General features: G+C 67.1%; 10 protein-coding genes. 3 read left to right on the top strand and 7 right to left on the bottom strand.

Features of this window, described 5'->3' with window-relative positions:
* Positions 1-7 precede the first annotated feature (7 nt).
* The 3 genes from rpoD to FHU13_RS20945 form a co-directional block, all read right to left on the bottom strand.
* Positions 8-2,011 carry an RNA polymerase sigma factor RpoD gene (gene rpoD, locus FHU13_RS20955; RefSeq protein ID WP_183437773.1) on the bottom strand — a complete coding sequence of 668 codons (2,004 nt, stop codon included), beginning with the start codon at positions 2,009-2,011 and terminating at the stop codon, positions 8-10.
* Positions 2,012-2,214: 203 nt separating this feature from the next.
* The gene (dnaG, locus tag FHU13_RS20950; protein ID WP_183437772.1) at positions 2,215-4,143 is read right to left on the bottom strand and encodes a DNA primase; all 1,929 of its coding nucleotides are present in this window, start codon (positions 4,141-4,143) and stop codon (positions 2,215-2,217) included.
* Positions 4,144-4,320: 177 nt separating this feature from the next.
* Entirely contained in the window at positions 4,321-5,682 is a 1,362-nt protein-coding gene (locus FHU13_RS20945) for a hypothetical protein (RefSeq protein WP_183437771.1), read from the bottom strand.
* A 354-nt stretch (positions 5,683-6,036) separates the two neighbouring features.
* Here FHU13_RS20945 and FHU13_RS20940 point away from each other — a divergent pair, with 354 nt between their 5' ends.
* A complete protein-coding gene (locus FHU13_RS20940; protein ID WP_183437770.1) occupies positions 6,037-7,008 on the top strand; it encodes an SMP-30/gluconolactonase/LRE family protein in 972 nt (323 codons plus the stop codon).
* Positions 7,009-7,550: 542 nt separating this feature from the next.
* Here the strand turns inward: FHU13_RS20940 and FHU13_RS20935 are convergent.
* Positions 7,551-8,009 (bottom strand): GatB/YqeY domain-containing protein, encoded by a 459-nt coding sequence (locus FHU13_RS20935; RefSeq protein ID WP_183437769.1) that lies wholly within the window; start codon positions 8,007-8,009, stop codon positions 7,551-7,553.
* Between the two features lie 189 nt (positions 8,010-8,198).
* Here FHU13_RS20935 and carA point away from each other — a divergent pair, with 189 nt between their 5' ends.
* Together carA and FHU13_RS20925 are read left to right on the top strand one after the other, a co-directional pair.
* Positions 8,199-9,434: a glutamine-hydrolyzing carbamoyl-phosphate synthase small subunit gene (gene carA, locus FHU13_RS20930; protein WP_183437768.1), complete on the top strand. Its 1,236-nt coding sequence runs from the start codon at positions 8,199-8,201 to the stop codon at positions 9,432-9,434.
* Between the two features lie 129 nt (positions 9,435-9,563).
* Positions 9,564-9,938 (top strand): hypothetical protein, encoded by a 375-nt coding sequence (locus tag FHU13_RS20925; protein WP_183437767.1) that lies wholly within the window; start codon positions 9,564-9,566, stop codon positions 9,936-9,938.
* Positions 9,939-9,947: 9 nt separating this feature from the next.
* Here the strand turns inward: FHU13_RS20925 and FHU13_RS20920 are convergent, their stop codons facing one another.
* The 3 genes from FHU13_RS20920 to FHU13_RS20910 all read right to left on the bottom strand — a co-directional run bounded on the left by FHU13_RS20920 (position 9,948) and on the right by FHU13_RS20910 (position 13,299).
* Complete coding sequence (locus FHU13_RS20920; RefSeq protein WP_183437766.1) at positions 9,948-10,244, bottom strand: type II toxin-antitoxin system RelE/ParE family toxin; 297 nt, start codon at positions 10,242-10,244, stop codon at positions 9,948-9,950.
* Positions 10,237-10,512 carry a type II toxin-antitoxin system ParD family antitoxin gene (locus FHU13_RS20915; protein WP_183437765.1) on the bottom strand — a complete coding sequence of 92 codons (276 nt, stop codon included), beginning with the start codon at positions 10,510-10,512 and terminating at the stop codon, positions 10,237-10,239. Before FHU13_RS20915 ends, FHU13_RS20920 begins: the two co-directional genes overlap by 8 nt.
* Positions 10,513-10,638: 126 nt before the next feature.
* Positions 10,639-13,299, bottom strand: coding sequence for a heparinase II/III family protein (locus FHU13_RS20910; RefSeq protein WP_183437764.1), 2,661 nt, complete (start codon positions 13,297-13,299; stop codon positions 10,639-10,641).
* Positions 13,300-13,411 lie beyond the last annotated feature (112 nt).

The raw sequence follows: 13,411 nt of genomic DNA, 5'->3' as shown, positions 1-13,411 counted from the left end.
CGCCGGATCAGTTGTCGAGGAAGCTTCGGAGCTTCCGCGACCGGCTGGGGTGCTTCAACTTGCGCAGAGCCTTTGCCTCGATCTGGCGGATGCGCTCGCGGGTCACCGAGAACTGCTGACCGACCTCTTCGAGGGTGTGGTCGGTGTTCATGCCGATGCCGAAGCGCATGCGCAGCACGCGCTCCTCGCGCGGGGTCAGCGAGGCGAGCACACGGGTCGTGGTCTCGCGCAGGTTCGACTGGATCGCCGCGTCGATCGGAAGGACGACGTTCTTGTCCTCGATGAAGTCGCCGAGATGCGAATCCTCCTCGTCGCCGATCGGCGTTTCGAGGGAGATCGGCTCCTTGGCGATCTTCAGAACCTTGCGCACCTTCTCCAGCGGCATGGCCAGCTTCTCAGCCAGCTCCTCCGGCGTCGGCTCGCGGCCGATCTCGTGCAGCATCTGGCGCGAGGTCCGGACGATCTTGTTGATCGTCTCGATCATGTGCACCGGAATGCGGATGGTGCGGGCCTGATCGGCGATCGAGCGGGTGATCGCCTGCCGGATCCACCACGTGGCGTAGGTCGAGAACTTGTAGCCGCGGCGGTACTCGAACTTATCGACCGCCTTCATGAGGCCGATGTTGCCCTCCTGGATCAGGTCCAGGAACTGCAGGCCGCGGTTGGTGTACTTCTTGGCGATCGAGATCACGAGGCGGAGGTTGGCCTCGATCATCTCCTTCTTCGCCTGACGAGCCTCGCGCTCGCCCTTCTGCACCATCGCGACGATCTTGCGGTACTCGCCGATCTGTAGGCCGGTCTCGGAGGCGAGCGTCAGGATCTGCTCGCGTAGGTCCGCGACCTGCCGACCGCCGCGCTCGACGAAGTTCTTCCAGCCCTTGCCACCCAGCGTGGCAACGCGGTCCATCCAGTTCGGATCGAGTTCGTAGCCCTGGTAGTGGCGCAGGAACTCATCGCGGGCGACGCCGTGGTGCTCGGCCGCGCGCATCAGCCGGCCCTCATGCGAGATGAGGCGCTTGTTGATGTCGTAGAGCTGCTCGACCAGCGCCTCGATGCGGTTAGCGTTGAGCGAGAGCGACTTCACGTCGGTGACGACGATGTCCTTCAGCTCGGCCTGCTTCTTGGTCTGGGCGGTGGTGACCGTGCCGCCGCCGGCCTTCAGGTCGGTCTCCTCGTTCTGGAGCTTGCGCAGCTTGCGGTAGTTCGAGGCGATGTTGTCGAAGGTTTCGAGAACGCGCGGCTTGATCTCGGCTTCCATAGCCGCGAGCGACACGTTGTTCTCCATGTCGTCCTCGTCGTCGCCGCCTTCCGGCGGGACGGCACCTTCGCCCTCCTCGGACTCCTCGCTCTCCTCCGCTTCGCCGGCCTGCGGCGCGCCGCGGGCGTCGGGGCCGGCGTAGGTGGCCTCGAGATCGATGATGTCGCGCAGGAGCACCTTGCCGTCGACGAGCTCGTCGCGCCAGATGATGATCGCCTGGAAAGTCAGCGGGCTCTCGCAGAGACCCGCAATCATCGCCTCGCGCCCGGCCTCGATACGCTTGGCGATCGCGATCTCGCCCTCGCGCGAGAGCAGCTCGACCGAGCCCATCTCGCGCAGATACATGCGCACGGGATCATCCGTGCGGTCCGTGGGCTCACGGGTGGTGGGAGTCGCCACCGCGACGGCACGCGAGCCGGAGGTCTCGGCGACCTCGCCGCCCTCCGTGCTCTCCTCCTCCTCGGAAGCCTCGCCGTTGGCCTTGGCCTCGGTCGCGGTCTCCTCGGATTCCTCCGCCTCGACCACGCGGATTCCCATATCGTCGAGCTGCGCGAGCACGTCCTCGATCTGGTCGCCGTCGACCTGACCGTCTGGGAGAACTTCGTTGATCTCTTCGTAGGTGACGTAGCCGCGCTTCTTCGCGAGCTTGACCATCCGCTTGACGGCGGCATCCGTCAGGTCAAGGAGCGGGCCGTCCGTCGGTTGGTCCTGGGCGGCGTCCGCATCGTCCCGCTCGGTTGCCTTCGTTGCCATGCTCAGCCTATTGTTCTCGTGGCGGCGCCGCAGGCTGAGCCCGCGCGCTCCGCGAAAGACCCGTCGCAATGTCGTGGAATGGCGCGCTTGTCGAGTGCCTGCGCCGATTCTCGTTGCATCCGCTCTAACTTGCCGTGCGTTGACCGACCGTTAACCAAGTCGGCTGCCCGCCGCCGTCACCCGTCGGTCACGCCGGCACGAATTCATTCCTCCTGAGAGACCTCCGCTTCCGCCTCGGCCGCGGCGATCACTGCCAATTGCTGCTGCACGTCGCACAGCCAAGCGAAATTGGCCTCGGACCCATCCTCGGCAAGAGCTCTCTCAGCTTGGTGGAGTTCGCTATGTAGCGCTCCCGACTGCCTGTGCAAGATCACCGCTTGATGCAGCGTCTGTTCAAGGCGCAGTGGGTCGGCATTTGGATCGAGCATCCAGCGGTCGCCGGAACTGACCAGGGCGAGCAGGCGGGCATGCGCTTCTTCGAGCCCGGCCCGGCGCAGGCGCGCCTCCATCAGTTCGGCTTCCGGCGTGCCGGCCTCCGCCGCCCGGTCGAGCAGAAGTGTGCGCAATGCGCTGGCATCCGGGTTGACCAGTTCCAGGGCTGCGAGTGCCTCCTCCTCGATCCCGAGCAGTTCCGGGTGCGCGAGCAGGCTCATGACGATCATCGCCTCGCGCTTGGCCGCACGCCCGCCGGCTGCCGGCACGAGTGCCGCTGCCTTCAGGAGCGGGTTGAAGCCGGTGGTGATGCGCGGTGATGGGGGCGGGTCGCCGGGGCGCGGCCGGCGCTGAAACCCGACGCCACGCGAGCTTGTGGGACGGCCACCGGCCGCACGCTCCGACCGTCCGCCCGCATAGCCTCCACCGCCTCCCCCGGACAGCCCTCGAAGCCGCTCCTCGATATCGTCGCGATAGAAGCGGCGCACGGTCTCGTCGCGAATGCCGGCCACCGCCTCCCTCAGAGTCCGGGCAAGCCCGGCCCGGCGCTCGGGCGTGTCGAGGGTGGCTGCCTCGGCCTCGCGGGCCCACAGCATCTCGACGAGCGGTCGCGCGCCCGAGAGCACCGCCTCGATCGCCGAGGGACCTGCAGATCGCATCAGGTCGTCGGGATCCTGGCCTTGCGGCAGCATCGCGATGCGCAGGGACTTGCCGGGCTCCAGCATCGGCAGGGCCACGTCGAGCGCCCGGAAGGCGGCGCGCTGGCCTGCCCCGTCGCCGTCGAAGCACAGGATCGGCTCATCGGCGTGGCGCCAGAGCAGGGCGAGCTGATCCTCGGTGAGCGCCGTGCCGAGGGGGGCCACGGTCTCAGGATAGCCGGCAAGCGTCATGGCGATGACGTCGACATAGCCCTCAACAGCGATGATCCGGTTCCGGTCGTGCGCGCCTTTCCGTGCGGCATGAAGGTTGTAGAGCATCCGGCCCTTGTGGAAGAGCGGCGTCTCCGGCGAGTTCATGTACTTCGCTTTGGCGTCCGCCTGCATCGCCCGGCCGCCGAAGGCGGCGACCCGGCCGCGGATGTCGAGGATGGGAAACATGATCCGGTCGCGGAACTTGTCGTAGGGGACGTTCACCCCCTCGGGCGCAGTGAGCAGGCCCAGTTCCAGCATCAGGTCGCGATCGACGCCCTTGCCCGCGAGGTAGTCGCGCAGGGCGTAGCGTCCGGGCAGGGAGTATCCGAGCCGGAACGTTTTGCGCGTCGCCTCACCCAAGGCCCGCCGGTCGAGATAGGCCCGCGCCTCGCCGCCCGCCTGCCCTCGCAACTGCTCCTCGAAATAGGCGGCGGCCAGTTCCATCACTTCGAGCGCGCCCTTGCGCCGCTCCTCGGCCTGCTCGCTCTCGACCGTCATCTTCGGCAGGGCGACGCCTGCCTCGCTGGCCAATCGCTCGACGGCCTCGGGGAAGCTCAAGCCTTCCGTTTCCATGACGAACTTGAAGATGTCGCCGTGCTTGCCGGAGGAGAAGCAGTGGTAGAACTGCTTCTGGTCGTTCACGTAGAACGAGGGCGTCTTCTCCGAATTGAACGGCGACAGGCCGCGCCACTCGCGGCCGGCCTTCTTCAGCCGCACCCGCCGGCCGACCACCTCGGAGGTGGGCACACGGGCACGGATCTCTTCGAGAATGTGGGGCGGGTAGCGCACGGGGGCTCTGATCGCGCTGAGATGGGACAGGGGCGACGTCCGAGCCGTGTATCCTAGCCGAACGGGCTTAATCGAATCTCTTCTCTCCTCGCCGAGGCGGTTGGCTCCCCGGTCCGGTCACAGCTCGGATTGCTTAGGCGGCTCATCGTCAGCCTGCCTGCACACGCCGCATCACTGTCACTGATCACCGGCCTTCGCGGCAGCGGGCGCCGTCGACGACGCGGGGCAGCGCGCGTCGAAATGCCGGTTCAGGATGTCCCATATCTGCCGCAGGCGACGCACGTGCAGGTCGTCGCGGACGAAGCTGACGAAGGCCGCGAATTCATCGTCGAGGTTGAGCGACGGTTCGCTGTTCGCCACTTTCGGCTCACGCGGGTCGTGGTTCGTGGTCACGGGTCCTTGAGGCTGCTGAGCAGCGTCCTGTTCAGGCCGTTCCGCCCGAGCGGCATTTCTGCGATCGAAGTCGGGGCGTGTCTCACGCCGAGCCACGCTGGTCAAAATCGCGAGGAGCTGCCGACTGATCGCGGGATTCCGCGTCGCACGTTCGAGGTCGAACACCGTCCGGATGTTGTACTTGCGCAACTCGACCACGTTGGCCGTCCCCACGGCGAGGATCAGTTGGGCTTGCGCCACCCAATCGACCGCCTCCAGCAATCCGTAGGGAGTTTCGATCGCGATCTTGATCGGATTCGCGGTGGCGAGGTTCTGCACATCCATGATCTCATGTTCATTCAGGCGCAGCTTGATGAACGAGTCGATGCCGAGGATTGTATCGAGCGGGATATCCTCACGCAGGAGCGAGGTCTCCGGACTGACTTTCTTCAAGGCAAGCCAGGGAAACTTCGCGGCGAGCATCCCGAGAAACAGATCCGGGAACCAGCCGATGATGAAGGCGGTCAAGACAAGGAAATTGGCACCGCCACGATGGAACAGGTGAGCGTGCCAGATGGCTGCGCTGACGAAAACTGCCAGCAGAAGGTGGAGTACGGCCTGGAAGAAGGAGATCGGAGAGAGATCGTAGTTGGCCATACGTCTGATCAGGTGACTGATCGACCAGAGATAGGCTCCGAAAAACGTATAGACGAGAGATCCTAGCAAGGTTCCGTCGGGATTGACCAGCGGGCTCTGCTTGGTGCCAACGCAATCTGAAATTTGATCCGAGAACGCCGCCTCGAAGCCGATAAAACTCAGCGCCACGAATATGGAAACAGGAAAAGAATACTGTAAAGCTGAGGAAAATAACTCCTCCCACGACCACGCGGCATTGTAGCGGGAATGAATGATGTCGTAAGATGGGACGACGAAGCAGCGATTATTTTCTTTGGAAAATCCAAACAGATTACCCAGGTTTGCTATCTCCGCGGTCCTAGCGATACGAATGTTGCAGATACCGAGAAATATTCCGATTGGAAGAATCACGCTGAGAAGTATCGAGGCGATATCCGCCCACTTATTGATGCCCCCGAACCCGCGCAAGTCTGAGATCAAGCACCCCAGGCTTTGTGGGATCCAATCAGACATCGTGTAGAAGAGAGGCATTTCACGCCACCCCATAGCGGTTACCGTGCGCGCAGCATATCCAGGAGCACGACAACTCGAAAACCAGGAAATCTGATCATAATCCGAGCGGCACCGGCAACGTGTAATTCGGTATATGCCTTAATCGCCGGTCCGGTGCAGCGTTGAAATTGAGTGGCCGCCGACACGAAAACAGTTGCCGGATCATCGATTTAGTTACCCGCGCCCCGGCCGGTCGCGGCTGAAGACCGATGGTCCGATCCTTCTATCCTTCCACACGTTTTTCAACCTGAACGATCGATTTTGGTATCTCGGAAGGATGCGCGGGAGCGGGTCGAGCCGGAGCCTTCGCGGGCAAGGCGCGTTTGCGGACCGATGACCGAATCGCTTCCTGTTCTCTGCCGCGGCTTGCCCCGCCGCCCCCTCCTCGGCCTCGCCCTGCTCACCGCCTTGGCCCCGCACGTACGCGCCGCCGACCCTCTTTCGGCGGTGCTGGACCCGGCGGCTCGGGTGGAAACTCTCTACGACGAAGGGGAATGGTGCGAGGGACCGGTCTGGCTGCCCGCGCTCGGCGGCCTCGTCTTCAGCGACGTGCGGCGCAACCGGATGATGCTGATTCGCGAGGACGACCGCGCGGAGGTTTTTCGCGAGCCGTCCAACAACGCCAACGGCAACACCCTCGATGCGGAAGGCCGCCTGATCACCTGCGAGCACCGCACATCGCGGGTCGTGCGGCGAGAGACCGACGGCGCGATCACCGTGCTGGCGGAACGCTACGACGGCGGGCGGCTCAATTCTCCCAACGACGCCGTGGTGGCCCGCGACGGCGCCATCTGGTTCACCGATCCCACCTACGGCATTGATCAGGCCGAAGAAGGAATCCCGCGCCCCTCCGAGCAGAAGGGCCGCTTCGTCTTCCGTCGCGCGCCCGACGGGTCGCTCACGGTCACCACGGATCGTTTCGTGCAGCCCAACGGGCTCGCCTTCTCGCCGGACGAGCGCATTCTCTACGTCAGCGAATCGGGCACGCGCGAAGGCGCCCCGGGCCGGATCCGCGCCTTCGACGTCTCGGACGGGCAACTCTCGAACGAGCGCGTCTTCGCCACCGTATCGAAAGGCGTTCCGGACGGGTTGAAGGTCGACACCGGTGGCCGCGTCTATGCCGGCACCGGCGATGGCGTGCGAATCTGGTCGGCCGACGGCCGCCCGGTCGGACACATTCCGACCGAAGGTCCCTGCGCCAACATCGCCTTCGGTGGTCCGGACGGTCGTCGGCTGTTTCTCTGTGCCGGGAAGCGGGTGCTCGCCGTCGAGACCAAGGTCCGCGGCGCGACAACCCGCACGTGAGGAGCCGGCCACGACGATCGGGGTCGCACGCCGGATGCTGCGCGTCGGCGCCGCCTCTCTCGCCGTCGCACGGAGGATAGCGACGCGGCCGGTCCTCGCACAACCGGCGACCGAGCCGGACAGTGTCCTTGACCTCATCGTCACGGCACAGGCGCCGACGACGCCGACCGGGCTAACGCTCTCCGCCGAGGGCCGGATGTTCCTGTTCATGCCCCGCTTCGACGAGAAGACGGTGTTCACCGCGGGCGAGGTGTTTCCGATCCGGTGGGCTCATCGCCGATTCCCGCGACCGGATTTATCTCAGCCTGCAGGAGTTCTACGGCATCGGCCGCCGCGACCCGGACGGCCGGATCGAGGTCCTCGCCACTGACCCGCGCCTGATCTGGCCGGACACGTTCTGGATCACCGGCGACGGCTGGCTCCACCTGTCATCGGCCCATGCCAACCGCCGCCCGGAGCACAACGACGGCATCGACCGGCAGGAGCCGCCCTACGCGATCTTTCGGACGCGGATCGACGCAGGGCCGGCGTAGCAGTGGGGACTACTTTCCGGCGAGCGCGTCCTTCACCAGTGCGCTCGCGCGGCCGAAATCCATCCGGCCGGTATACTTGCCCTTCAGCGCACCGATCACCTTGCCCATGTCCTTCGGGCTCTCAGCGCCCGTTTCGGCGATAGCGTCTGCGATCGCGGTGCGGGTCTCGGCCTCATCCAGCTGCTGCGGCAGGAAGGTCTGGATGATCTGGGCCTCAGCGCGCTCGCTCTCGGCGAGTTCCGGCCGCCCGCCCTGCTCGTAGACGCCCGCGGCCTCCTGCCGCTGCTTGATCATCTTCTGGAGGAGCGCGAGGATCTCCTCCTCGCTCGTCTCGCCCTTGCCCTCGCCGCGGGCGGCGATGTCCCGATCCTTGAGGGCTGCCTGGATCATACGCACCGTCGAGAGCTTCTGCTTCTCGCCGGCCTTCATGGCCTCCTTCATCTCGGAGGTGATGCGCGCGCGCAGCATGATGATCGAACTCCAGTCAGATGTTTTGGCGCGGCTGCCCTGCTTGTCCAGGGCATTGCGCAGGGCTGCTCCCGCGCCCAGATTGACCCGGGCGCGGCCGGCTCGCTATGAGCCCCGCGAGAGATCGCCTTGCCCCGCGGCCCGACTATGCGGCCGCGCGAGGCGGCGGACATAAGCCGGATCGGACCCATGCTGCAAGACGAACCCGCGACCCTGCGCGCCGATCCCACGCGCACGAACCCGGAACCCTGGAATGAGCCCCTGGTGACGGCGCTGCTCGTCCTCGCCGACGGTACCGTGCTCGAAGGCTTCGGCATCGGTCAAATCGGTGTGGCCGACGGCGAGGTCTGCTTCAACACGGCGATGACGGGCTATCAGGAGATTCTGACCGATCCGTCCTATGCCGGGCAGATCGTCACCTTCACCTTTCCGCATATCGGCAATGTCGGCACCAACGACGAGGACCTGGAAAGCCTCGAGGCGGCGCCGGCCTCCGGCGTGCGAGGCGCGGTGATCGCCTCGGCGGTGACGAAGCCCTCGAACTGGCGCTCCTCCTCGCATCTCGACGGCTGGCTCAAGGCTCGCGGGATCGTGGGTATCACCGGAATCGACACGCGAGCGCTGACCGCGCTGATCCGCGACCGCGGCATGCCGAACGCCGTCATCGCCAACGACCCCGAAGGGAAGTTCGACCGCGAGGCCCTGAAGGCGCGTGCCGCCGCGCTCGCGCCGATGGAGGGCCTCGACCTCGTCCCGCCGGTGACCTCCCGCGAGACCACGGCCTGGACCGAAACCGTATGGGCGGTGAAGGGCGGCTACGGCTCGCGCGCGCCGGGCCAGGGCCTCAAGGTCGTGGCCATCGATTACGGCGTGAAGCGCAACATCCTGCGCCTCCTGACAGAGGCCGGCTGCGACGTCACCGTGGTGCCGGCCACCACAAAGGCCGAGGACATCCTGGCGCTGAAGCCGGACGGCGTGTTCCTCTCCAACGGCCCGGGCGACCCGGCCGCGACGGGCGAGTACGCGGTGCCTGTGATCCGGAAGCTCTTGGATGAGCGGGTGCCGACCTTCGGTATCTGCCTCGGCCACCAGCTCATGGGCCTCGCGCTCGGCGGGCGCACGGTGAAGATGGGCCAGGGCCACCACGGCGCGAACCATCCGGTCAAGGACCACACCACCGGCAAGGTCGAGATCGTCTCGATGAACCACGGCTTCGCGGTCGATCCCAAGAGCCTGCCGGAGACCGCGGTCGAGACTCATGTCTCGCTGTTCGACGGCTCGAATTGCGGCCTCTCGCTCACCGATCGTCCGGCCTTCTCGGTGCAGCACCACCCCGAAGCCTCGCCGGGCCCGCGGGACAGCCACTACCTGTTCGAGCGCTTCGTGAAGCTGATGCGCGAGAACCGGCCCGAGACGGTCGCGTAATCCGTCGATGGACGGCGGCCCAAGCGCCGCCGTCCCCGTGTCACAAAAAACCCCACCTTGCCCCTCATCTCCTGGTTCATGGCCGGATCGGACAAGAATCAGCGGCCGGTATCATTGGGGGCTTGCCGGATGACGCTCGACGACGCGCGCGACGACTTTTCGCGCCTGCATCGCCTGTTCACCTTCCACCTCGGCGTGGCGGTCAGCCTTGCTTGGCTGACGACGCTCTACGCCGCGGCCTCCGCGCCGTGGGTGCGCAACATCCGCGCGCTGATCGACCCGGCCGGACCGGTGCGGATCGAGAGCACGCTTTCCTATCTGTTCGTAATGCCGGCCGTGCTGACGCTCGCCTGGGCGTCGGCCTATTTCGGCCGCGAGACCATGCGCCGCTTCCAGACCCTGCCGAACCAGACCCTGGAATTCGCCGCCGCGGCGATGGTGGCCTTCGGCGTGTTCTACCTGTCGATCGACCGGGCGGTCGCCGTCATCAGCGCCGGGTTCTGAGGGGTTCGCTCAGGTTTCGAAGTCATCGCGTCCGATGTCGCGATACCCGCTGAGGACGCGTACCAGCTCAATCCCGGACTGCTTCGGGACGTAGAACAGCACGAAGCTCCCCACGGGGAAGCTTCGTAGGTTCTCGAACAATTCCGCTCGAAGGCGCCCAGCCTCGGGATTGTCGGCCAGCATCGCCAAGACAGCTTCGATCCGATCGAGGACGCCGTCGGCTGCGGTCTCATCCCTGTCGGCGATATAGTCCCAGAGGTCGAGGAGATCCTGGCGGGCAAGGGGCCGACGAACGACGTCAGCCATGCGCGGCGTCTTTGTTTCTGGCGCGTCGCCGGGCACGCGCCTCCGTCTTGATGGCATCCATGTCGAGCCCTTCGACCGAACCGCTGTCGAGGCCGTCCTGTATGTCTCGGCGCAAGGCTTCCAGCTTGCCGGCTCGAGTCTGCTCGCGCTCCTCCATCAGCCGCAGCCCGTCGCGCACGACCTCGCTGGCGGAGGCGTAGCGGCCACTCGCGACAAGTCCCTTCACGAACCGTTCGTAGTGGTCTCCCAACGTGTAGCTTGATGTCATCGCAGCACCCTCACCGGACCAGAATGTAGCACTTTATGCTATTTTAGCGGGGTTGCCGCGGCCGAACAATGCGAGCGATTCATGCCCATCGTATCGCGCTCGCTCCAACGAAGTGCCGCTGGCCTCTCACACCTCCACCAACCGCCGCACCGCATCGTCAGCGAGCAGCCGCACGAGCCGCTGCTCCGCCCCCGCATCCGCGGCGATGACGACGCCGCCGCAGACCGTGTCGCGGCCGGTGAAGGCGTAGCGCAGCACCGGAATCGGCCTCAGCCCGCCCGCTCCCGTCGCGCAGAAACCCTGCATCGCGTGCGGCCGGTCGTTGCGGCCGATGGTGGCCTCCATCCCGGCCGCTTGCCCTCTCAGCGGAACGGCGAAGAACTCCAGGCGCCGTCCCTCCTGCTGGGCCAGAGCCCGGCGGGGGCTTGCAAGGGCTGCGAGGGTGTCGGGGAGGAGATGCAGCCGCCCCTCGAAGGACAGCGTACGTCCCGGCCGCGCGAAGCGGTCGATGACCGCCATTCCACCCAGATCGTCGAGCACGAGAAAGATACGGGCATGGGCGTAATCAGGCCCGTGCACCGTGGTGGCGAGCCTCAGGGCCTCTGCGCCGTCGAGCGCCACATGCGCCGTCAGCGTTCCTGAGCCGGCTACCGTCTCGCACCCATCCGGAATGGCGACGTTGTGCGCGCGGGCCGAGAGCAGGTGATGGCGTGCCGAGCCGACCTCGACGCCGTCTGCGCCGCCACCCTCCACGATCCAGCGCCGCGAACCAGTGGCGAAGGTGAAGGATGTGCAGTCGCGATGCCCGTGCGGTGATTGAGCGGCATAGGTGAGGGCGAAATGGCCCCAGCCGCGGTCCATCGCGTCGTGGCGCATCGCGAGCATGCCGGTGGTGCGTCCCTCGGGAAGCGGTGTCGTGTCGCGTTCCGCCACGAGGTCACGATCCGACGAGGAGAGCCGTGCGATCCAGCCGCCATGGTCGAGGCCGACGGGCGCGTCGCCGAAGGGCGGCAGCCGACCGCCCCGATCGAGCAGCCCGGCCAACCCCGGCAGCGCCGCCTCGACGCGGCGGCGGATCGTCGGACCAGGCTCCGTCTCGTCGAGCGCGGCGGCGATCGCCCGCCCGTGGCTCAGGAGGTCGAGGCGCCGGACGGGTGAGGCTTCGGCGAAGGCGCCATCCTCGGGCAGGAGCGCGTCGAAGCCGTGGGTGAGACTGTCGCGGGCGAGCGTGTCCCAGTGCGGGGCGAAGGCGAAACCGGGTAGCGCCCGCGCGATAGTGAGGAGGGCGGCGGCCGCCTGGAGGCCGTGCAGGGCGCGAGCCAGGGTGTTCTGCCCGACGATCTCGGCCAGCGCGAAGCCGTGCCGCGCGGCTTCCGCCGCGATCTCGGCGCGGGCGGGACCGTCGTCGTCCGCAATCAGGCGCGCCAGCACGTCGCCGCGGGGGGCCAGAGCCGACGGGTGCAGGCTCAGCCCGTCCGACGGCTGTCCCCAGGGATTGGCCCGCGACCACGCGGCGGCGAGGCGCCGGGCGCGGACCGCGCCGCCTGGAAGCGCCGCGAGCGGCCGCAGCCAGGACAGCGACTGGTAGGCGAGGCGCCACGCGACCGAGCGCAACGGGTCCTCGCGCCAGTCGGGCACCTCGGGCAAGGTCCAGTCGGGCAGGCCCGCGAGGCTCAGGATCACGCTGTCGCCCTCGATGCGCGCACTCCGGTCCGGTCCGGCCCGCAGCTCGCGGGCCTGGGCGAGGATCGGCGCGGCAGCCGCGCCGGAGCCCGCCAGCCACGAGGCGGGCACCCCCGCGGGCAGGCCGATCCGGTTGGCGAGCCGGGCGAGGAAGGCCGGTGCATCGAGAAGGTCATCGTCGCACAGGCTCTCGAGACGGAAGTCGTCCTCGAGCGCCAGTTCGGGCAGGCCGATCAGTTCGACCTCCGGTGGATCCTCGGCATCCTCCCAGACGCCGAAACCCAGTTCGACGGACATGGCGCCCGGCGGCGGACGCAGGCTCAGGGTAAAGCGGCGGGCCTGCGGCTGGGCCGAGAGGTTGATGACGGCGCCGAGCCCCGGCACGGAAACCGCATTGGCGTAGGGCGGTGGGATCTCCGCCCCGGCCCGATCCCGGTAAACGACTCGCACCCGCGCGGCATGCTCGTCGACCCGCCCGGCGTAGATCTGGCCGCGCAGCACCAGGGCGATCTCCTCGGCAAGGGCGTAGCCGAGCCTCAGCCCCTCCCCGGCCAGGGAACGCCGACGCGGCCCCGGCCCGTGATCGGGCAAGCCGAGGCGCAGCACCGGGTCGGCCACGGTGACGACGCCCGTGTTGCGCCAGGAGCGTAACGTGACCACGACGCCGCTCGCCTGATCGGGCACGCGGAAGGCGATGCGGAACGGCTCAGCATCGAGGAGCGCCGGCCCCGGTATCCAGGCGACCTGCGGGTCGAGCAAGCTGCGAGCCAGGCCCGGCACGTGGTCGAGATCGAGGCTGGACCCGTCCGCAGCCAGGAAGTCGAAGCCGGCTGTGGCGCAATCGACGGAGAGGGCCGACTCCTCACCCTCGTCGAAAGCGATGCCGAATTGCAGGCAGGCCCAGGTGCCGGAGGAGAGATCGGAAAAACGCAATCCCACCCGCGAGAAGCGGTTGTTGGGCGCGATACGGTGCAGCCCCTCGCGTCCGCCCGGCCCGGCGCCCCCGGCGTAGCGGCAAGCGGCCGGCAGGAGAGAGCCGGCACCATCGGCGCCGCCGTCCGCGTCGGGGGCCGCCGCACCGGCCTGCTCATCGATCTGGTCCATCACCCGCAGGCGCTACCGTCAGGGCGATCCCTGTCAAGGCACGAGCCAGCCTCGTGCAAGATTGCCTACCTAAACCTCCCATCCGACGCAGGCCTCACCGTCCGAGTGAACC

The sequence above is a fragment of the Methylobacterium sp. R2-1 genome (assembly GCF_014191355.1).
GTDB lineage: Bacteria > Pseudomonadota > Alphaproteobacteria > Rhizobiales > Beijerinckiaceae > Methylobacterium.
This window is presented reverse-complemented; position numbering and strand designations above follow the sequence as displayed.